This is a genomic window from Planomonospora algeriensis (genome assembly GCF_977012225.1).
This window is the reverse complement of the sequence record NZ_CDRNDK010000070.1, coordinates 1-20,025: the sequence shown is the minus strand read 5'-3', so window position 1 is coordinate 20,025 and position 20,025 is coordinate 1. Positions and strand designations below refer to the sequence as shown.

The 20,025-nt window shown below is 70.6% G+C and carries 23 protein-coding genes; 7 read left to right on the top strand and 16 right to left on the bottom strand.

Annotation, left to right across the window (positions count from 1 at the left end; genetic code table 11):
• From ACWJ6R_RS10710 to ACWJ6R_RS10680, 7 genes are all read right to left on the bottom strand, one after another.
• Positions 1–1,125 (bottom strand): RNA polymerase sigma factor (locus ACWJ6R_RS10710; RefSeq protein ID WP_449062068.1); only part of this gene is annotated, 1,125 nt, incomplete at its 3' end.
• 151 nt (positions 1,126–1,276) lie between these two features.
• A complete protein-coding gene (locus ACWJ6R_RS10705) occupies positions 1,277–2,104 on the bottom strand; it encodes a hypothetical protein (RefSeq protein WP_449062067.1) in 828 nt (275 codons plus the stop codon).
• A 167-nt stretch (positions 2,105–2,271) separates the two neighbouring features.
• Complete coding sequence (locus tag ACWJ6R_RS10700) at positions 2,272–3,882, bottom strand: ABC-F family ATP-binding cassette domain-containing protein (protein WP_449062066.1); 1,611 nt, start codon at positions 3,880–3,882, stop codon at positions 2,272–2,274.
• Between the two features lie 274 nt (positions 3,883–4,156).
• Positions 4,157–4,489 (bottom strand): cupin domain-containing protein, encoded by a 333-nt coding sequence (locus tag ACWJ6R_RS10695; RefSeq protein ID WP_449062065.1) that lies wholly within the window; start codon positions 4,487–4,489, stop codon positions 4,157–4,159.
• A 64-nt stretch (positions 4,490–4,553) separates the two neighbouring features.
• Positions 4,554–6,068 carry a methyl-accepting chemotaxis protein gene (locus ACWJ6R_RS10690; RefSeq protein ID WP_449062064.1) on the bottom strand — a complete coding sequence of 505 codons (1,515 nt, stop codon included), beginning with the start codon at positions 6,066–6,068 and terminating at the stop codon, positions 4,554–4,556.
• Positions 6,069–6,367: 299 nt separating this feature from the next.
• A complete protein-coding gene (locus ACWJ6R_RS10685) occupies positions 6,368–7,837 on the bottom strand; it encodes a SulP family inorganic anion transporter (protein WP_449062070.1) in 1,470 nt (489 codons plus the stop codon).
• Between the two features lie 404 nt (positions 7,838–8,241).
• The gene (locus tag ACWJ6R_RS10680) at positions 8,242–8,664 is read right to left on the bottom strand and encodes a MarR family winged helix-turn-helix transcriptional regulator (RefSeq protein WP_449062069.1); all 423 of its coding nucleotides are present in this window, start codon (positions 8,662–8,664) and stop codon (positions 8,242–8,244) included.
• A 132-nt stretch (positions 8,665–8,796) separates the two neighbouring features.
• Here ACWJ6R_RS10680 and ACWJ6R_RS10675 point away from each other — a divergent pair, with 132 nt between their 5' ends.
• The gene (locus tag ACWJ6R_RS10675; RefSeq protein WP_449062063.1) at positions 8,797–9,840 is read left to right on the top strand and encodes an SMP-30/gluconolactonase/LRE family protein; all 1,044 of its coding nucleotides are present in this window, start codon (positions 8,797–8,799) and stop codon (positions 9,838–9,840) included.
• A 37-nt stretch (positions 9,841–9,877) separates the two neighbouring features.
• Here the strand turns inward: ACWJ6R_RS10675 and ACWJ6R_RS10670 are convergent, their stop codons facing one another.
• Positions 9,878–10,456 (bottom strand): DUF3995 domain-containing protein, encoded by a 579-nt coding sequence (locus ACWJ6R_RS10670; protein ID WP_449062062.1) that lies wholly within the window; start codon positions 10,454–10,456, stop codon positions 9,878–9,880.
• Between the two features lie 159 nt (positions 10,457–10,615).
• Here ACWJ6R_RS10670 and ACWJ6R_RS10665 point away from each other — a divergent pair, with 159 nt between their 5' ends.
• Both ACWJ6R_RS10665 and ACWJ6R_RS10660 read left to right on the top strand, forming a co-directional pair.
• Positions 10,616–11,983, top strand: a complete 1,368-nt coding sequence (locus ACWJ6R_RS10665) for a hypothetical protein (RefSeq protein ID WP_449062061.1) — start codon at positions 10,616–10,618, stop codon at positions 11,981–11,983.
• 159 nt (positions 11,984–12,142) lie between these two features.
• Entirely contained in the window at positions 12,143–12,541 is a 399-nt protein-coding gene (locus tag ACWJ6R_RS10660) for a hypothetical protein (RefSeq protein ID WP_449062060.1), read from the top strand.
• A 73-nt stretch (positions 12,542–12,614) separates the two neighbouring features.
• On the opposite strand, the gene ACWJ6R_RS10655 is transcribed toward ACWJ6R_RS10660, so the two are convergent.
• Complete coding sequence (locus tag ACWJ6R_RS10655; protein WP_449062059.1) at positions 12,615–13,583, bottom strand: helix-turn-helix transcriptional regulator; 969 nt, start codon at positions 13,581–13,583, stop codon at positions 12,615–12,617.
• 63 nt (positions 13,584–13,646) lie between these two features.
• Between ACWJ6R_RS10655 and ACWJ6R_RS10650 the strand changes: the two genes are divergently transcribed.
• Complete coding sequence (locus ACWJ6R_RS10650) at positions 13,647–14,033, top strand: VOC family protein (protein WP_449062058.1); 387 nt, start codon at positions 13,647–13,649, stop codon at positions 14,031–14,033.
• A gap of 303 nt (positions 14,034–14,336) precedes the next feature.
• Here the strand turns inward: ACWJ6R_RS10650 and ACWJ6R_RS10645 are convergent, their stop codons facing one another.
• The 3 genes from ACWJ6R_RS10645 to ACWJ6R_RS10635 form a co-directional block, all read right to left on the bottom strand.
• Positions 14,337–14,708 carry a hypothetical protein gene (locus ACWJ6R_RS10645; protein WP_449062057.1) on the bottom strand — a complete coding sequence of 124 codons (372 nt, stop codon included), beginning with the start codon at positions 14,706–14,708 and terminating at the stop codon, positions 14,337–14,339.
• An 87-nt stretch (positions 14,709–14,795) separates the two neighbouring features.
• Positions 14,796–15,452 (bottom strand): HAD family hydrolase, encoded by a 657-nt coding sequence (locus tag ACWJ6R_RS10640; RefSeq protein WP_449062056.1) that lies wholly within the window; start codon positions 15,450–15,452, stop codon positions 14,796–14,798.
• 23 nt (positions 15,453–15,475) lie between these two features.
• Entirely contained in the window at positions 15,476–16,144 is a 669-nt protein-coding gene (locus ACWJ6R_RS10635; RefSeq protein ID WP_449062055.1) for a hypothetical protein, read from the bottom strand.
• Positions 16,145–16,438: 294 nt separating this feature from the next.
• On the opposite strand from ACWJ6R_RS10635, the gene ACWJ6R_RS10630 reads away from it, so the two are divergent.
• A complete protein-coding gene (locus ACWJ6R_RS10630; RefSeq protein ID WP_449062054.1) occupies positions 16,439–17,095 on the top strand; it encodes a DUF6461 domain-containing protein in 657 nt (218 codons plus the stop codon).
• A 102-nt stretch (positions 17,096–17,197) separates the two neighbouring features.
• Here the strand turns inward: ACWJ6R_RS10630 and ACWJ6R_RS10625 are convergent, their stop codons facing one another.
• From ACWJ6R_RS10625 to ACWJ6R_RS10615, 3 genes are all read right to left on the bottom strand, one after another.
• Entirely contained in the window at positions 17,198–17,389 is a 192-nt protein-coding gene (locus ACWJ6R_RS10625; protein ID WP_449062053.1) for a transposase, read from the bottom strand.
• 115 nt (positions 17,390–17,504) lie between these two features.
• On the bottom strand, positions 17,505–18,107 hold the full coding sequence (locus ACWJ6R_RS10620) for a DUF6461 domain-containing protein (RefSeq protein WP_449062052.1): 603 nt from the start codon (positions 18,105–18,107) through the stop codon (positions 17,505–17,507).
• Positions 18,108–18,190: 83 nt separating this feature from the next.
• Positions 18,191–18,604 (bottom strand): GntR family transcriptional regulator, encoded by a 414-nt coding sequence (locus tag ACWJ6R_RS10615; protein ID WP_449062051.1) that lies wholly within the window; start codon positions 18,602–18,604, stop codon positions 18,191–18,193.
• Positions 18,605–18,804: 200 nt separating this feature from the next.
• On the opposite strand from ACWJ6R_RS10615, the gene ACWJ6R_RS10610 reads away from it, so the two are divergent.
• A complete protein-coding gene (locus ACWJ6R_RS10610) occupies positions 18,805–18,942 on the top strand; it encodes a hypothetical protein (RefSeq protein ID WP_449062050.1) in 138 nt (45 codons plus the stop codon).
• Positions 18,943–18,946: 4 nt separating this feature from the next.
• Positions 18,947–19,246, top strand: a complete 300-nt coding sequence (locus ACWJ6R_RS10605; protein WP_449062049.1) for a hypothetical protein — start codon at positions 18,947–18,949, stop codon at positions 19,244–19,246.
• A 406-nt stretch (positions 19,247–19,652) separates the two neighbouring features.
• Here ACWJ6R_RS10605 and ACWJ6R_RS10600 read toward each other — a convergent pair.
• On the bottom strand, positions 19,653–20,025 hold a 373-nt coding region (locus tag ACWJ6R_RS10600; protein ID WP_449062048.1), incomplete at its 5' end, for a hypothetical protein.

Here is a 20,025-nt window from a genome sequence, read left to right as displayed (position 1 = left end):
GGCAGCGCCTCCGGCCCGGTGGCGCCGGCCCGCTGCGTGCCCGCCGGTCCCGTGGGCCCGAGGGCGTGGGCGACCAGCTCCGGAGGGGCGGACTCCAGGGCCATCGGGCGCTCTCCCGCCTCGACGCTCCACGGCAGCCGCACCCCCGGAGCCCCGCCCGCCGCGGGCAGGACCCCGGAGGCGATGCCCGAGGCTCCCCGCCGGGCCCCCGCCGAGGTTGACGAAGATCATGGCGATTGCGGCCGCCGCAGCGACCGCAGCCGCCGCACCGGCCAGCGCGCGAGCCCGGCGAGGGTCCCGGCGAACCCTCGCGGCGGGAAATCCGGCGGCGTCGAGGACGCCGATCCGGCCGGCGGCGTAACGGCGGTAGGGGACGAGCTCGGGGTCGGTGAAGCAGCTCATCACCCGCACGCGCACGGTGTCCGGCAGGGTCACCCCGGGCAGCAGGTCGAAGACCTTGACCGCGGAGATCTGCCGGGACCGGTGCGGCGTGCAGGTGTCGCAGCGGTTGACGTGGGCGACCATCCGCTCGCGCGTTTCGGGGGTGAGCTCCCCGGAGAAGCCGCCCAGGATCTCGGCCCGCTCCACGCAGTCGTAGGGGCCCTTGCGGGCGAGGAACTCGGCGGTCACCGCGTCCCGCAGCCGCTCCTTGGCTGATTCGAGCAGGTGCTCGGCGTCCCGGTCCGGGATCCGCATCACCGCGGCGGCGTCGGCGACGTCCAGACCGTGCCGGGCGACCAGTTCGAGGATCTCGCGGTCCTCCTCCGGCAGGCCCCGGACGGCGTTCCAGGCCACCACCCGCAGGTCGGCGTCATCACCGCGCGAGACCGGCAGCTCCTCGGTCGCCGCCTCCTTCTCCTGGCCCTGCGCCGCCAGGCGGAGCCGCAGGCACTGCTCGCGGGCGAGGGCGTACAGCCACGCCTTCAGCCGTCCGGCGTCGGCGAGCACATGGACACGGTCCTCGGCGGTGATCAGGGTGTCCCGGAGGGCCACCTGGGCACCGTCCGAATCACCCAGCATGGACCGGCAGTAACGGTAGACACCCTCGGCGTAGGAGTCGTAGAGCGCGGCGAGGGCGCCCGCATCACGGGCGCGCAGGGCTTCGACCAGGACGCTGTCGTTCATGTAGCAGACGGTAATAGCGTCGTAACTGCAAGTTCCACCGATTCCCGGAAGACACGGCAACCGTATTCAGAATGTTAACAACCCCTGCAAAAAATGCCGCATTCCGCGCATTCGTAAATCTTAGCTAATAGTCATTTGCCGGAATTGACGGTCACGGCGTGGCGGTCTCGCCCGGCAGGGCCCGCCGTCCCCGGTCCTCCTCGAACGGAGGAGTCGTCGGCTTGACCGTGTGCACCGGGACCGCGCCGCCCAGTGCCAGCTCCTCGTACGGCCGGCTGCTCGACCCCCACGTCCGCGCGACCACCTCGGCCTTCGCCACCTTGGCCGGGTCCGCGACGCTCTCGATGTCGAGCAGGAAGCGGCGTCTGCGGTTCTCCCGGACGTCGTCCACGAACGTCGTCCCCCCGCCGAGCAGCCTGCCCGCCGCGTCCCGCAGCAGCGCGGTCACCGCCAGGGTCCCGGCGGGGAGCCGGTACGGCGTGCCGACGTACCCGGTGACCAGGTAACCGCCGCCCTTCGGCCGCCCGGTCGTCACCCCGGAGACGGGGAACGGCTTGAAGGCCGAGACGATGCGGCCCGCCCTGCGCCACTCGGCCGGGCGGTAGTCGATCGTCACCTTCGCGGGCTTCTTCACCGCGAGCGCCTGCCCGGTGAAGGCGAGCGACCCCGCCGGGGGCACCGCGTCGAGCGGCTGCTCCATCCGGACGACCTCCTTGCCCCGGGCGTCCAGCCCCACCACCGTGACGACCACGTGCTCGCCGAAGTGCCAGGGGTTGGCGTTGGCGAGCACCCCGGCCCAGTTCACCACGTACCCGTCGTGGCGGTCCTCGCTCCGGACGACCGAGGAGACCTCCTCCGCGACCGTGAGCGGCCGGAGCCCGGGTGCGTCGTCATCCTGCCTGCGCTCGCTCGCGCAGCCGGTGAGGAGGATCAGGGTGAGCGCGCCGAGGACGCCGGCGGTACGGGTGATGTAGGCCACCCAGCCGTCATAGTCCCCGGCCGTGCGCGCCCTCCCCGGACACGCGGGCTTCAAGCGAACTCTTTAGCCCCGCTGCCGCAGACCTTGCCGATCGGCCCGGCTCCGGCGGACCCGCCGGAGCCTCCGATCACGGGACCGGGGGCGCCAGGCCCCGTCCCGTCACCGGCTCAGCGCTTCCTGACGACCCGGCTCTCGTCCCAGACCGGCTCCGGCGCCTCGTACACCCTTCCGTCGGAGCCGAAGACCAGGTAGCGGTCGAAGTCCTCGGCGAACCACCGGTCGTGGGTGACCGCGACCACGGTCCCGTCGAAGGCGTCCAGCCCCTGCTGCAGCGCCTCGGCGCTGGCCAGGTCGAGGTTGTCGGTCGGCTCGTCCAGCAGCAGCATCGTGGTGCCCGACAGTTCCAGCAGCAGGATCTGCAGCCGTGCCTGCTGTCCGCCCGACAGGGTCTCGAACCGCTGCTCGGCGATGGTCCCGGCCAGCTCGTAGCGGGCCAGCGCCTTCATCGCCTCGTTCTTCAGCCGTGCGTGCTCGGTCATGACGATCTCGCACGGGGTCCGGCCGAGGAGCTCCGGCCGGGCGTGGGTCTGCGCGAAGTGCCCGGGGACGACCCGCGCGCCGAGCCTGGCCGTACCCGTGTGCCGGACGTCCTCCCCGGCGAGCAGCCGCAGGAAGTGCGACTTGCCGGAGCCGTTGGAGCCCAGCACCGCGACCCGCTCGCCGTACCAGATCTCCAGGTCGAACGGCTTCATCAGGCCGGTGAGCTCCAGCTGCTCGCAGATCACCGCGCGCTTGGCGGTCCGGCCTCCCTTGAGCCGCATGCTGATGAACTGGTCCCGCGGCGCGGCCTCGGGCGGGCCCGCCTCCTCGAACCTGCGCAGCCGGGTCTGGGCGGAGTGGTAGGCGGCGGCCATGGTGTCCATGTACTTCGCCTTCTGCTTGAGCATGTTCACCAGCCGCTTGAGCTTGGCGTGCTCCTCGTCCCAGCGCTTCTTCAGCTCCTCCAGGCGCTCGTTGCGCTCTCTGCGGGCCTGGGCGTAGCTCCGGAAGCCGCCGCCGTGCACCCAGACGTTCCCCGACTCGACGGTGACGATCCGGTCGGCGGCGTTGGCCAGCAGTTCCCGGTCGTGGCTGACCAGCAGCACGGTCTTGGGCGTCTCGCGCAGCGCCTGCTCCAGCCAGATCTTGCCCGGCACGTCCAGGTAGTTGTCGGGCTCGTCCAGCAGCAGCGTCTGGTCCGGCCCGCGCAGCAGCGCCTCCAGCACCAGCCGCTTCTGCTCACCGCCCGACAGCGTGTTGACCTCGCGGTACTTGCACCGGTCGTACGGCACGCCGAGGGCGGCCATGGTGCAGGCGTCCCAGAGCACCTCGATGTCGTAGCCGCCCGCGTCGGTGTAGTCGGTGATGGCCTGCGCGTAGCGCATCTGGGCTTTCTCGTCCTCGCGCTCCATCATCACGAGCTCGGCGGCCTCCAGCCGCTCGGCCGCCTGCCGTACGCGCTCGGGGGCGACGCTGACCAGCAGGTCGTGCACGCTCCGGCCGTCACGGATGCCGCCGATGAACTGCCGCATGATGCCCAGCCCGCCGGAGCTCGCGACGCTCCCCTCCACCGGCTGGAGGTCCCCGGCGATCAGCCGCATCAGCGTCGTCTTCCCGGCGCCGTTCGGCCCGACGAGCGCCGCCTTCACCCCGTCGCCGACCCGGAAGGACACATCGTCCAGCAGCGGCCTGCCGTCCGGCAGAACGTATGTCAGATGCCCGACCTCGACGTGTCCCACGGCACTTCCCCCACTCTCAAGTCCTCGCGCAGGGTACATGCCGGTTTCATGACGGGGCATCCCGATATCGGGCTACGGCACCGGTCACCCGTCCTCGATCGACCGATGCCGGATCCGGAATGTTCCCACTCCTCAGCCATAGGAACGATTAGCCTGCAAGTGTTCACATGAACGGGAGACAGGAACACTTATGGCCGAGCACCTCGCCATGGGGACCTGCATCGACCGGTTTCACCACGGGCACCATTCGCGCCAGCGTCGGCCCGATCGGAGGTCAGGGGCGCGCGACGACGGTGAGGAGGGCGGCGGCGTCCTCCAGTGCCTCCACACTGTGGCGGGCCTCCGGCACGATGAGCAGGTCTCCGGCAGTCCCTTCCCAGGAGTCGTCACCGCTGTGCAACCGCAGCCGGCCGCGCAGCACGAGAAGCGTCGCCTCGCCGGGATTGCCGTGTTCGGCGAGGGCGGTGCCGGCGGTCAGGACGATGAGGGTCTGGCGGAGAAGCCGTTCGTGCCCGCCGTGGACGGTCTCGGCACTGCGCCCGGTGGACGCGGCCGCGGCGCGTTCGAGGTGTTCACGGACCAGGGCGTCCAGCGAGAGCTTCTGCATGCTCGTCAGTATGTCAGCGCCGATCTCTTCCGCACGGCACCGCGGGAGCGCCGTACGGAAGGGGTCAGACGGTGAAGCGGCCGACGAGGTCGCGCAGGGAGTGGCTCATGCCGGCGAGTTCGGCGGCGGCGTGGCGGGACTCCGTCACCCCTTCGGCGGTGACGGCGGTGGCCTGGGCGACGCCGGCGATGTTGGCGGCGATCTCGTCGCTGGAGGCGGCGGCGTCGGCGACGTTGCGGTTCATCTCGCCGGTGGTGGCGGTCTGCTCCTCGACGGCGGCGGCGATGGCGGCCTGGTGGCTGTCGATGCGGCCGGTGATGGCGCTGATGCGGTCGATGGCGTCCATGGCGCCGGTGACGTCGGCCTGGATGGCGGTGACGCGGCGGGCGATGTCCTCGGTGGCCTTGGCGGTCTCCTGGGCGAGGTCTTTGACCTCGCCGGCGACGACGGCGAAGCCCTTGCCGGACTCGCCGGCGCGGGCGGCCTCGATGGTGGCGTTGAGGGCGAGCAGGTTGGTCTGCTCGGCGATGGAGGTGATGGTCTTGACGACGTTGCCGATCTCGGTGGAGGAGGCGCCGAGGCGGGTCATGAGGGTGTTGGTGGCGGTGGCGGCGGTGACGGCCTCGGCGGCGACGGAGGCGGCTTCGGAGGTGCTGGTGGAGATGTCGCGGATGGCGGCGCCCATCTCCTCGCCGCCGGCGGCCACGACGCGGACGTTGTGGGAGACGTCGGCGGCGGCCGCGGCGACGACGCCGGACTGGGCGCCGGCCTCTTCGGCGGAGGCGGCGATGCGGGCGGAGACCTGGGACAGGTGGGTGGAGGAGGCCGCCAGCGCGTCGCTGTGCTCCGTCAGCGCGGTCACCGTGGTGTGCAGTGCCTGCGCCGTGTCGTCCATGGCCCGGCCGAGGTGGCCGAGCTCGTCGCGGCGGGTCATGCCCAGGCGGACGGTCAGGTCGCCGCGGGCCACCCGGCCCAGGGCGTCGACCACGACGGTCAGCGGGCGCACGACCGACCGGGTCACCCGGACGCTGAGCACGGTCGCCAGCAGCAGCGCGGCCGCCAGCGTGCCCCACAGCACCCGCCGGCCCGTGTCCTCCACCTGCTCGACCTCCTTCTCCAGCGCGGCGATGCGCTCGCTGAGCGACTTCTGCAGGGTCTGGGTGATCTCGACGCCCACATCCCAGGCCTCTCCGCCCGCGCCCTCGTTGATGCTGTCCATCGCCGCGGCCCGGCCCTCGCGCGTGTCCTGCCGGAGCAGTTCGACGATCTTGTCGTCCTCGGCGAAGAACTTCTCCCAGGCGGGCTTCAGCTCGTCGAACCGCGCCCGCTCGGCCGGGGTCAGATACTGCACATGGGCGTTGTCCAGGGTGGCGAAGAGCGCCTTCTTCGTCTCCAGCAGGCCGGCGCGGTTGTAGGAGTCGGGCGCGGTGGCCTGCCCGCCCCCGTAGGCCCCGGCGTCGGCCACCACCAGTCCCTGCCAGCTCGTGGCGTCGGCGACGTGGTAGGCGAAGGTCTGGACGTCGTCCTCGACCTGCTCCAACTGGGCCATCCGCCCGTTGATCTCCGCTTGGCGGTCCATCCCCCACTGGCCGACGCCGACGCGGCCGCGATCAGCAGGGATACCAGCAGGAAGGCGAGGCCCAGCCGTCTGCCCACCCGGAGGTCCTCGAGGCGAAACATGAGGTGTTCTTCCCATCGTTGAGATACCGGTGCTCGTCAGTCGAATCGGCCGCGGAACGCGGAAACTGAGCGCCCGGCGTCTCCGGTTCCTCCTCCGCCTCGTAAGGTCTCCGCTCCGCACGGCTCTCCGCTCCGCACGGCTCTCCGCTCCGCACGGCTCTCCGCCCGCACCGCTCTCCGCCGGGAACGCGGATCCGGTCAGTGCCCCCCGGAGAGCTCCCCGCTCAGCGTGCCGTGGATCTTCGCACTGGGCCGGTTCAAGCCGGTGATCTCCACGGTCTTGCCGCGGGCGGCGTACTTCGTCTCGATCGCGTCCAGCGCGGCGACCGAGGAGGCGTCCCAGATGTGCGCGCCGGACAGGTCGATGACCACGTGGTCCGGGTCCCCGGCGTAGTCGAACCGGTAGACCAGGTCGTTGCTGGAGGCGAAGAAGAGTTCCCCGGTGACGGCGTAGATCACGTGGCCGCCCTCGGGGTCGGCCACCGCGGTGACGTCGGCCAGGCGGGCGACCCGCCGCGCGAAGACGACCATGGCGGCGATGGAGCCGACGACCACGCCGACGGCCAGGTTGTGGGTGGCGACCACGACCGCGACCGTGGTCGCCATCACGACGGTCTCGCCGTACGGCATGCGCCGGAGCGTGGCCGGGGCGATCGAGTGCCAGTCGAAGGTGCCCACGGAGACCATGATCATAACCGCGACCAGGGCGGCCATCGGGATCTGGGAGACCCAGGGGCCGAACACCACGCACAGGACCATCAGGAAGACCCCGGCGGTGAACGTCGAGAGCCGGGTCCGGGCGCCGCTGGTCTTGACGTTGATCATCGTCTGGCCGATCATCGCGCAGCCGCCCATGCCGCCGAAGAACCCGGTGACGATGTTGGCGACGCCCTGGCCGACGGCCTCGCGCGTCTTGCTGGAGCGGGTGTCGGTGATGTCGTCGACGAGCTTGGCCGTCATCAGCGACTCCATCAGCCCGACCAGCGCGAACGCCAGCGCGTACGGCGCGATCAGGGTGAGGGTGTCCAGGGTGAACGGCACGTCCGGCAGGCCGGGGACCGGCAGCGAGGAGGGCAGGACGCCCCGGTCGCCCACGGTCGGCACGGCGATCGCGGCGCCGACGGTCAGGGCGGTCAGCGCGGCGATGGAGACCAGCGGCGCCGGGACCACCCTGGTGAGGCGCGGGAAGAGCACCATGAGGACCAGCGCCCCGCCCACCAGCGGGTAGACCGCCCACGGCACGTCGCGCAGCTCGGGCACCTGCGCCATGAAGATCAGGATGGCCAGGGAGTTGACGAATCCCACCATGACGCTGCGCGGCACGAACCGCATCAGCTTCGCCACGCCGAGCACTCCGAGCACGATCTGCATCACCCCGCCGAGGATGACGGTGGCGATCAGGTGGCCCAGGCCGTGATCGTGGACGAGGGGCGCGACCACCAGGGCGATCGCGCCGGTCGCCGCGGAGATCATCGCGGGACGGCCGCCCACGACGGCGATGACCACGGCCATGGTGAAGGAGGCGAACAGCCCGACGCTCGGATCGACCCCGGCGATGATGGAGAAGGAGATCGCCTCGGGGATCAGCGCGAGCGCGACCACCAGGCCGGCGAGGACCTCGGTGCGGGCGACCTTCGGCGAGAGCCAGGCCGGGCGGGGAAGGCGCAGCCGGGAGACCGGCGGCGTCGATGGAGTCTGCAACAGTCGACCTCAGGGGTTCCGGGCGCCTCCCGGCGGACCGGAACGCGCGGCAGAGCACACCCGGCGGGCCCGGCGGGCCGTACGGGGGCCGCCCGCGCACGTTCGCGGGCGAAGGACGGTGGGCGCGGGCGAAGGACGGTGGGCTCCCGCGGGGTCCGCGGAGACGCGCCGTCGCGTCCCGCCTCGGCGGAGAGCCCGGGCATCGCCCCTGGCTCCAACGGGGAAGGCCGCAGAGGTCTTCCCGATCGCCCGCAACTTTACCCTGCCGGCTCCGGCGGGCGCCCTCGCCCCCGGCGACCGCGCCCAGACTGAGAGGACGTCGATGCAGCGACCGCGCTCAGGCTGAGAGGACGTCGATGCGGCGGCCGCGCTCAGGCCGAGAGAAAGTCGATGCAGCGGCCCAGGAGGGCGATCAGCGTCTCCCGCTCCTCCGGGGTGAACTCGGCGGCGAGCCCCCGTTCGACCCGCACCGCGCGGGCGTCCCCGTCGGCCAGCACCTCCTCGCCCTTCGCGGTGAGCCGGGTCTCCAGGATGTTCCGGTGCCACTCGTGCGGGGTGCGCTCGATGAGGCCGCTCTCCTGGAGGTTCTTGAGCACGGTGTTCATCGTCGGCGGGGTGACCGCGCACGCCCTGGCCAGCGCGGCGGCCGAGATGCCGGGGTTCTGCGCGAGGTGCAGCAGGGCCGCGTACTGCGGCACCGTCAGCCCGGCCGGTTTCAGCGCGGCGTGCTTGGCCGCGGTGAGCGCTTGTTCGGCGCGCTTGAGATGGGAGCCCAGGCGCTCGGGAACCGGCATCGACGTCACCTCTGCATGCTAACGGCCCAGAACGTTCGCCTGTTGACGATGATTAGAGTTCTAACTATCTTATCGACACATATTGATCACAGTGTTCTCATGAAGCCGGGAACGGCCGAACGGAGAGGCAACATGTCCCGAGTCCGTCAGCCCATCGCCATCACGACCGCGGCCCTCGCCGCGGCGCTCTCCCTGACCCCCACCGCCCACGCCGCCCACAGCGTCCAGGTCACGCAGGTCACCCGGACCGCCGTGACCGCGCCGTCCGCGGCCTCCGAGTCTCGTGTCCGGATCTCCACCGCCCACGAGCTGCCCGGTGACCGGGTCTACCCCGAGGGCATCGCCGCCGACCCGCGCACCGGAGACCTCTACGCCGGGTCCTTCACCGACGGCACGGTCTTCAGGATGACCCCGGGCCGGCGGACCGCCCAGGTCTTCCTGCCCGCGGGCGCCGACGGGCGCGACACCGCCAACGGGATGAAGGTGGACCGGGCCGGGCGGCTCTGGGTGACCGACTCCACCACCGGGGTGTCGGTGTACGACACCCGCAGCCGCCGCCTGCTGGCCCGCTTCGAGGTCCCCGGACAGGAGCCGAGGTTCGTCAACGACCTCGCCCTCACCCCGGACGGCACCGCCTACCTGACCGACAGCGTGCGCGCCGTGGTCTACCGCGTCACCCCGGCCCAGCTGTCCCGGGCGGCCGGCCGTACGGCGACGCTCACCCCCCGCTTCGACCTGACCGGCGTCCTCGATCCGCGCGAACCCGGCGCGTTCAGCCTCAACGGGATCGTCGCCGACCCCTCCGGCCGCCACCTGCTGGCCGTGGACATGGTCGGCGGCGACCTCTACCGCCTCGACCCCGCCTCCGGCGCGATCACCAGGGTCGTCCTGCACGGCGGCGACATGCTGCACGCCGACGGGATGGAACTGCAGGACGGCAGGCTCTGGGTCGTGCACAACACCGACAACGCCGTCAGCCGGTGGCGGGTCACCGCGAGCGGCACCGCCGCCCGGATGGAGCGGCGGGTGTCCGACGAGGCGCTGCAGCTCCCGACCACGCTGGTGCGGGTCCGCGGGACGCTCCACGTGGTCCGCTCGCAGTTCGACAAGGGCGGCCCGCTGGGCGAGGGCACCCCGCAGCGGCCCTTCACCATCGCCTCGGTGCGCGGCCTCTGAGCGATCACCTCGATGCGCGGCCGCTGAACACCGGAGGTCAGGCGGACCGCCGTCCCCGGCCTCGTCTCGTGCGGGCGAGGTGCCGTGCCGTCGCCGTCCACAGCAGGCCCCAGACGAGGAAGAACGGCGACCAGAGCAGCAGATCCCAGCGGGCCAGCTCGTGGGCCAGTTCGGTGTGACCGCCCGGCGGCGGCTGCAGACCGGTGAGCACCAGCGTGTCGCCGACGAATCCGTAGCCGACCGGGCCGAAGGCCCGCAGGATCATGAAGCCCCCGACCGTCCAGGTGACGGCGAGCAGGATCCGGCGTGGAACCCGCTCGCCCCACGGGCGCACGGTGGCGAGCGCGACGAGAACGCCGACGACCGCGACGGCGAACATGATCCAGTGGGCGGTCACGAACAGCGGATCACGCGCCAGCAGCCGCTGCCGCAGGTCGGGCGGTAACGGGTCCTTGTCCGCCAGCGCGTTCGCGCCCAGCGCCTGGGCCAGCTTCATCAGACCGTAGGCGGCAGTGCACACGCAGGTCCCGTACGCGGCGTACGCGATCGGTGCCCGGCGGACCCGCCCGCCGGGCGTCACCGCCCCGCTCCCGTCCGACGGGGTGATCCCGACCATGCCTCCTGTAAAGCCATCACCATCATCGCCATGCCGGATCAACGCACGTGCGAGACGATCAGTGCCCTCCCGGCGCGGGGCGGATGGTTCCGTACCCCCGGCCGCTGCGGGACGCCCGTGCCTGTGATCGGTACGCTCACGGCGGGAAAGGGGACGTCCATGCTTCTCGCCGTCGCGGCCGCGACCGGGTTGACCTGGTGGCTCGGGTGCTACGTGATCGTGCGGGACCCGCGGGAGCGCGGGCCGCGGCGGGCGGGGCTGGGGCTGCTGGCCTACGGTCTCGCGCTGGCGGTCGGGCAGGTGCGCGCCGTCCTGGAAGGCTCCTGGGCCGAAGCATCGGGTACGGCGCCGGTCGGGGCGCTGGCCGAGATCGAGGGCGTGCTGGCCGGGGCCGAGGGCGTGCTGATCCACCTGCCGGTGCTGCTGTGGACCGGGGCCGTGCTGACGCTGGTCCCCGGGAGCGAGCGGCTGGACCGGGCCTGGTCCCGGGGACTCGTCCCGGTCACGCTCGTCTCGCTCGCCTGGCTGGTGTTCTCCGGCCGGGGGGTGGAGGCGGACGTCGCGGTGCGGGCGGTGACCGGCGTGCTGCTGCTGGCGCCGCTGGCCGGGGTGCTGGTGCTGCTGGTGCGGGCCAGGCCGCCCCGGGTCGGTCCGCTGGTGACGGTCGCCACCCTGTTCTTCGGGCTGGGCGCGGCGCTGCTGGTGTTCCCGCTGCCCGGACCGGCCGGGCTGCTCGCCGTACTGGCCATCGACGTGGACATGGCCCTGCTGGGCGTGGCCATCGCGATGTCCAGCGCGTTCCAGGCGGGCGAGGCGCTCTGGCGCGACATGCTGCGCTCCATGCTCGGGGCGGCGGCCGTGGCGGGCGCGACGGGCGGGCAGGTGGCCCTGGCCATCGTGCTCGGCGGGCCCACGCCCGCCCTGGCGGCGCTGCTCTTCGGGGTGGTCGCGGTGGCCGTGGCCGCGCAGACGCTCGCCGGGCCGGTGCACCGGGCCCTGGACCGGATCGCCTTCCCCGGCGACCCGGAGATCAGGCGGGAGCGGGCCGAGCTGCGGGACTCCTCCGAGGCGCTGCCCCGCCGCGAGCAGGGTCCGCCGCCGCTGGACGAGGCGGAGTTCACCCGCCTGACGCGGCGCGCCCTGGCGGGTTACGGCGATCTGGGCAAGCTCGCCGGCAGCCCGCTCGCCAACCTGCCGGTGATCGACGAACGGGTCACCGGGGACAGCCCCCTGGAGCGGGCGGCCGAGTTGCGGCGCCTGCTGCTGGAGAGCATCCAGCGGCTCAAGCCCCGGGACGGCGAGTTCGGCACCAGCGAGGAGTGGCGGTTCTACAACGTGCTCTACTTCCCCTACGTCCGGGGGCTGCGGCCCTACCGGCGCGGGGCGGTGCGCGACGGGCTCACCCCGGAGGAACGGCGGGCGTTCGACTGGTTCCTCCGCGAAGTCCCCGAACGCACGCTCTACAACTGGCAGAACGCGGCGGCCAAACTCGTCGCCGACGACCTCCGTACGGGAAATCGGCAGTGAATGGCAGTGCCATGTCTGCAGTTGGCAGCGGGTGAGGCGGTGTGCTGAGGGCGTCCGAAGCCGACGCGCTCACGAGGCACTCGCAGAGGCGTTCATGGACGCGTTCACGAACGCGTTCGCAGACGTGTCCGCGAAGGCCGCGCACCGAAGGAGAGACCGATGACCGCGACCGCCGTTCCCACCCGCCGCACCCCCTTCCTGACCCGGGCGCTGCAGGCCGACACCGTCCTCACCGGAGGGTTCGGGATCATCCTGGCCGCCGCCGCGACCCCGCTGGCCGATCTGCTCGGCCTCCCCGAGCCGCTGCTCCGCTGGGCCGGGATCGTCCTGCTGCCGATCACCGCGTTCCTCGCCTACCTGGCGACCCGTCCGGCTCCTCCCACGCGGGGCGTCCAGACGGTGATCGCGATCAACGTGCTGTGGACCGTCGACAGCATCGCGCTGCTGTTCACCGGCTGGGTCGACCCGAACCCGCTCGGCGTCGCCTTCGTCGTGGCCCAGGCCCTCGCGGTCGCCGGCTTCGCCGAGCTCCACTACATGGGGCTGCGCCGCAGGTGACGCCCCGGTCCCGTACGGTTCCCGGGCCCCGGCAGGCGGACTCCCGGTTCGCCCGCCGGGGCCTTTGCAGCGCCTACTGCGAGGACCGGCCGCCCCCGTTGTCCTCGAGCAGTTCCCGGGTACGGCGCAGCAGAGCCTCCCGGACGCAGTCCGGGGAGAGGACCCGTAGCGGGGTACCCAGGCCGAGGAGGTACCGGGCGAGCTGGTCGGCGTCGTTGGCACCGATTTCGACGATGGTGGCGTCGGGCCCGTCCGGGTGGTGGGTGCCGATCGTCGGTGGGATCAACCGCAGGGCCTGGTCCACGGGGTGCGGGAGCCGGACCCTCCCGTAGAGGGGGTACACGACGCTCGCGATGCCTCGGGAGACGAGGAGCGCGGGGTCGGGCGGGTCGGCGAGTTCGACCGGCTGTCCGGTCGGCTGTACGTGCACCACCCGGTCGGCCCGGAACGTCCGCCACTCGTCCCGGGCCACGTCCCGGGCGACGAAATACCAGCGGAGGCCCGTGTGCACCAGGCGGTAGGGGTCGACGTCCCGGACACTGGCCTTTCCCGCATGGTCGCGGTACGACAGACGGGCGCGCTCGCCACGGCGGCAGGCGGCGGCCAGCTCCAGCAGCCCGCCGGGGGAGATCTGACGCCCCTCGGGCCGGGGGGTGTGGACGAAGGTGGCGTCCATCTCCCCCAGCCGGTCCGCGATCCGAGGCGGCAGGACCTGCCGCAGTTTCAGCAGCGCCGACACCGCCGCCTGGTCGCTGCCGAGAACGCCGCTGAGCGCGGCCTCGCGCAGTGCGACGGCCACGGCGAGCGCCTCCTCGTCGTCGAGGATCAGCGGCGGCACCCGGGTACCGCCGCCGAGACGGTACCCGCCCCAGGGCCCGGGGTCGGACTCGACGCAGTAGCCGAGTTCCCGCAGCCGGGCGACGTCCCGCCGCACCGTGCGCTCGGTGACCGCCATCCGCTCGGCCAGCTCTCGGCAGGTCCAACTCGGCCGTGCGGACAGCAGCGAGACCAGTCGCAGCAGGCGGGCGGAAGTGGTGATCACATTCCACAGTGTTCCCCATGACCAGGACCGGACCTGTCCTGGTCCCGCCCTAGTGTCCCTCCCATGAGTACCGGAACCACGACCGCACCGGCGATCCGTTTGATGTCCGTCGACTTCGACTGCCCCGACCCCGCCGAGCTGGCCCGTTTCTACGGCGAGGCCCTCGGCCTGCCCGTCGTCTACTCCAGCGACGACTTCGTCCTGCTCGGCCGGGAGGGTTCCCCGGGACTGGGCTTCATCCGGGTCGCCGACTACCGGCCTCCGACCTGGCCGGACCCCTCCCAGGGGAAGCAGGCGCACATGGAACTGGGCGTCGACGACCTGGAGGCGGCTCAGGCGCGGATGCTGGCCCTGGGCGCCGTGGAGCCCCCGGTCCAACCGCATCCCGAGGAGCGGAGGGTCCTGCTGGACCCCGCCGGCCACCCGTTCTGCATCTCCACGCAGAACTGAGCGTCACCGGCCGACGACGACCACGGCCTGCCCCCGCGTCCAAGGCTCTTCGGTGCCCGATGCTGAGGCCATGGTCACGCGGCTGGACACGCAGGGGCCCCCACCGGATCCCGGTGAGGGCCTCTGACCTGGAGCCGCCTTGGGGAATCGAACCCCAGACCCCTTCATTCCGAGTCAGATCACGGTCGTCCAGGACCGTCCACGGCTGTCGTCCGGTCCTGGTCGGTCGGGCTCCACGGGATCCCTCAGTCCATGGCCGTCCAGGTTCGTCCAGAGCTGTTGTTAGCGTCCGCGTTAGCAAGATCACCAATCGTCGGAGTCGAAGGTCTCCGGGTCGTGGGCGCTGTTCCAGATCGCTTCGTCGGTCTCGGCGGCCTCGCGCTGACGCTGGCGGTTGAGGTACTCCGGGGTGCCAGGGGTGTTGGCCCGGATACGCATGAACTTGCCTTGTTTGGCTCGGAGCTCTCGCTCCTCCTGGCTGACCTTCAGCTTTCGCCCCTGTTTCTCGGCCTCGGCTCGCGCGGAAGCGATCTCTCCCAACCTCCGACGAACCTTGAGCTCTTCGGCACTCGGTTTCGCGGGATCGGACTTCACCTTCGCGGGCTTGGTCTCATGCTTGGTCGTCTGACGCTGCTTCTGAGCCTTACCCGTGCTCGGTTTCTGCGACTTCCCCATGCCCGTCATCGTGAAGAGATCAAGGACCGATGACGAGACACCGTCAGGCGGTTGTATCGCGTCAGAGAGCTGGTTCGAGCGGCCTGGTCACCGGCTCTCGTGCAGGATCTCCATCGCCTGAAGCACGCCCATGACGACGTGGTCCGCCTCGTGCTCCTGTTCCAGCCGCGCCCCTCGGTGGACCCAGACCCTGCGGAGGCCGGCGGCACGTCCCCTGCCGATGTCCTTGACGGGATGGTCTCCAACCATCCATCCCCCACCGGACAGACTCATGCCGCACCGCCGGGCGGCGATCTCGAACAGGCCGACATCGGGCTTGCGGATGCCTTCGAGTCCCGAGAGCGCGTAGGCGTCGATGGCCTCGGCCAGTCCCGTCCACTGGAGCTTGCCGAGTTGGTTGTCCGCCGTCCCGTTGGTGACGATGGCCACCTTCCACCCGGCCGCGCGCAGCCGCGCCAGTCCGTCCATCACCTCCGGCCGACAGCGCACCAGGTACGGCATGCGCTTGCGGTAGCGGCTCCACAGCTCTTCGGCCGTCTCGGGTAGGACGAAGCGCTCGCGGACCTTGCCGAAGAACACCTCACGGTGCGGGTAACCCTCCTGATCGAGGGCGATGAGCCGGTCAACCCCCTCGCGCCCGAGGCCGTACCCGTCGGCGAACTCCGCGGCCCATGTCCGGAACGCCTCGTCCGGATTCACGAGCGTGTTGTCCAGGTCGAAGAGCGCAAGTCGTTGCACGGCCATCACCCTACGGGGGCACCGCCTTCTCAGCCGGCGGCGGATGGGTAACGGGCCGCCGCGAGGTCGTCGGCGAGGTCCTTCATGGTGAGGTCGGCGTTCAGCGCGGTGACCACCGCCTGCGTCAGCGGGCGGAGGGCGTAGACATGCCGTACCGCCTTCAGGTCCACGGGGACCTCGTAGTAGTCCTCGGCGAATCGCCGGAACGCCTCCGGCGACGGGTCGACGAGCCGAGCGAACAGGTACGACGCTCCATCGGGGTCGCTCACGCCGTCCGGGTAGTCGATCTCTCCCACCCGCCAGCGGTCGTCGCGGGTCCCGCGCCACAGGCAGGCGGTCACGACCGGCATGCCGTCCTCGTCGCAGAACGCGGGCTCGGTCACGCAGTGGCGGAAGACCTCGGGGACGGAGTCGAGCACCCCAGGCCACGGCCCGTCGTTGCCGTACGGGCTCATCACCGACTCGTGATCGAAACCGCGGATGTAGGCGCCCGCCGCCGAGAAGACGATGGAGTACTCGTCTCCGGAGCCGTTGCGCATGGAGGCCATCTCCTCCCCGGGGCTCCAGGCCGCGTCGAAGGAGTGGTAGCGGCTCTCCCAGTCCGGGCTGAGGATGGCCTCCAGCACCGCCATGGATCGACACAGGTCGCGGAGCACCGGGACATCGGGCAGCAGTCGGGCCACGTCGTGAGCGGTCATGCACCTCATCCAACCGGATGCCGGTGACATCCTCCCGGCGCGTCCTCTGCCTGGGAACAGGGGACTACCAGCACTTCAGCAAGGGCGGCGGCTGAGACCCGGGCCGGCACCACGGGGTGGCGCCTGACCTGCGATCCGGCGTCTCACCGGTTCTCGGTGTTTCCGGCCGTCTCACACCCTCGTGTGCCCTCGTTGTGCCCTCCCCGCAGCGATCTGGGTGATCTCGGCTCGGCCTTCGTCGGGGTGATGGCCGATCTCGGCCGAGTGTCGGTACGGCCTGCCACCATGGCCCGCATGACGGCAACCGACCCCTTGGCTCCGTTCCAGTGGCTCAACCTGCCCGAGAGCGCAGGCGGCCCCCTGGATGTGATCTTCAGCGTGGCCTTCCTCCGCGGGCTCGACCCGGCGGAGGTGGTGCGCCGCTTCAGCCGCGGCGAGGACTCCGGTCACGAGTCGGACTTCGCTGAACTCGACGAGGAGGCCTATGAGTTCGTCATGGAGACGGGCGGCGGGGACGGCGGCGGCTACGTGGGTGTCTTCCAGGCCGGCGAGTGGTGCGTGGCCATCGAGCCCTTCGGGTGGATGGCTGGGCTCCACGACGTGCTGACCGAGGTGTCGCGGGGCTGCGAGGTGGTGGCGGTCACCCGGCACGGCTACGCCGAGCACAGCTTCGCGTACGCGATCGACGGCACGGTCGTCACCGGCTACCCGCTGCGGTGCCCGTACGACCGTTACGGCTCCGACCCCGACCGGCTCAACGGCTTCATGCGGGAGCTGGGCATGGGGCTGGACGAACCGGAAGACGATGCCGCGTGGGACGCCGCCGGGGAGGACAACCTCCCCACCGCCGTGCCGAGGGGCTTCGCCCTGGCGGCGAAGGTCACCGGGGTGGCGTTCACATCGGACATGCTCGACCGCCCGATGCTCGTGGGGCCCATCGCGGAAAGATGATCGCCCGTGGCCGTCCGGAACCGAACGACGCGGTCCGGCGATGACCGATGGCAACCCGCCCCGAAGTGACCAGAAGCGGCACGGCAGCCGGACCCTCCGCTTTCAGGCGGAGCGATCGCGCTCATCGGTCTCGGCCCGCTTGACCCAGATCCGCAGGGCCTCGGGATGGACATCGAGCTGATCGGCGATGTGCCGGATCACGCCGTCCCGTGCCGCGGGGTTCTTGCAGGCCTCGACGGCCAACCGGGTCGCGCGCTCGCGCGACTCGTCGGGGTACTTACGGGGAGCAGCCATGATCGGCATCCCTCCGGGTCTTCAATCTCCATCAAACCCGGAACGGTTCACTCATCCGCGGCCCGCGAACCTTAGATGATCTCGACCGGATAGGGCTGTTCCTGCTGGATCCAGTTCACCAGGCGCTGGAGATGTCTGTGGATAGGGGTTCGGGGACGACTCCGCACAGGTAGGTGGACTCCTCCAGCAGCTGTGGCGTCAGCGTGATTCCGGTGAGGCGCTCGGCGAGGAGGAACATCGGCCCTTCGTAGGGGTAGGCGTGCGGGTAGTCGGAGTTGATCCGGTTCATGGTCTCCGTGAGCTCGTCCGGCACCTCCGGCGTGTAACCCTCCTGGGTGATGTAGGAGAACCGGAGCTTGCCGTCTTCGAACCAGTAGAAGTCGTCGAGGCGTTCGATATCGAGAAGGTAGTGGGTGACGAGACGGGTGCCCGCCGACAGCGGCATGATGATCTTCTCGGTTATGGGAAGGCCCCAGGACTCGACGATGAGCGTCCAGTCGTTGATGGCCGTGAGGCCGAGGAATGCGCCAGGTTCGCGGGAGCTGTAACGGGAGTAGGCGGCAGCGCCCAGTTCGCCGAACGCCATGGGCGTGAACTCCTCCGGCTGACCACCCAGCCGGATTATCACTTGCTCGGGCGTCAGGCCGCGGACATAGGTGAAGTAGGAGCCGTCCGCTGCTTCGGCGAGCCAGGCGTAGTCATCGGGAGAAGCGATCATGCCGTCATGCTCGCAGTGCCGACCGACATAGCGGGGCCGTCGGTTCATCAATGGGGCCGTGCGCTGACTGCCTCTCGCGCGGCCTACCCCTTGGCGCCGGTCTCGATGATGGTCCGGTCTGCGGGAAGCAGGCGGGTCTCTCCGTCCGGCTCGGTGACGACCAGGATGGGCACCCCCTCGGCCACGCCGATTTGCTTGCGCTCGGGTTCGGTCGGCATGCGGGCGGTGACCTGCGCGCCTGGAGCTACCTGGACGGTGACGGCCTCACCGGCGTCGCGGACCCGTGAGCCGCGTAGCTCGGTCACGATCAGCCCCTCTCCCCTGAGTACGGCCATGGCCCGGCGGACGGAGTCGCGGGAGATGCCGAACTCGGCCACGTAGTCGCTCTCCGCCGGAAGTCGCTGCCCGGGGCGGAGCTCTCCCTCTTCGATGCGTGCCCGGATCAGGTCGGCGAGCTGCTTGTAGACCGGGCGGTCGGCGCTGGAGTCGATGGCCATGGCAGCGAAGCTATGTAGCACTGTACGTGCCTCCCATTGCACGTACATTCGTATGTAGCTACATTCGGTCATACATGACCGTCTCTTGATCGGCAGGCATTATGACGCTTCAGGAGTTGGCCGCCCGGTACCCGGATTGGGTGATCTGGCGCGGCGCTACCGAGACCGGCCCTGGAAGCTGGTACGCCACTCGGCGTGGGATGTCCCTGAGCAACGCTCAGTTCGATGCGGGCATGGCGCAGACGGTAAGTGGTGACGATGCCGCCGCACTCGTCAGGCAGCTTCAGCGGCAGCAAGAGATCACCCTCGGGCTGTCCGCGACAGGCAATCAGGGGTGACTCCATGGCCGCGCTGAGTCCGCTCATCGGCGAGTGCTACGGCGGCCTTCACCCGGCCACGCCCCAAGCCGGTTATCAGCACATCTCCTGGCAGGAGTGCGTTCCTCGTGCTGATCGCGTGCGGGTCCGCAGTCACACCTGCAACTGCAAACCGATCGTCTACGAGCTGTGCCACGCGGGCGGGCTACTGTTCGTCCGGCGTCTCTACCGCTCAGACGGCGTAATCGAGCATCAGAGCGAGTGGCTGCGCATCCCGGAAGGAGAAGAGCTGTGGTCCCGGATCCTGCTCGGCCACGCCCGCTGAACGAGCGAGTCAACTCCCATGCTGCGCCGACCGCCTGCGGGCATGAGGACGTCGAGTGGACCTATCAGCGGCCCCTGCCGGACGGGGCGCGCTGCCGGGCCTGTGGGACCTGGTGGCGGCTGGACCTGATCCCGCAGAACGTGGCGGAGCGGCTTACCGGGGGCATTCCTCCTCGTGAGGACGTCCGGCCGTCCGCAGACGAGCGTAGGCGTTCATGATCTCGCCCGCTGCGGCGTCCGGGCTCAGGCGGTCGGTGTGGATGCGCAGGTGAAAGAACCCGGCGTCGGCGTGCGTCTTTCACCCGAGACCCGCAAGGCGCTCGACCGGCTCAACCGGAGCTTCGAGGACGGCTGACCTTTCCCGAACGGTTCCCATGGCAGGCCCTTCCGGATCTCCGGGAGGGCCTTCAACGGTTGAACCAAGATCTCGTATTGGGGAGAACCAACAGGAGGAACACAGTGACCGGCATGAGGAGGGAGAGCCCATCCCAGAGGCCGAAACTGAACTCAGGATCAGGAGCGACCGTTGCGACGAAGCTGATCAGCAGGAACCCCTCAAGCAGAACCGCGATAGTCCATATCCGCGATTTCCGAGAGCTCCATTTCACCGCCGCCCAGCAGACCAACAGGGCGAGAACGATGCTGATGAAGGGCAAACCGATCTCCATTATCCCAAGATCACCTTGCGCACCGAGCATGACAAGGAGAAACGACACTCCTCCCAACCAGGGCGATTTCAAAGTAGCCCGGCTGGGGTGATCATCACCTGGCGTCCCAATC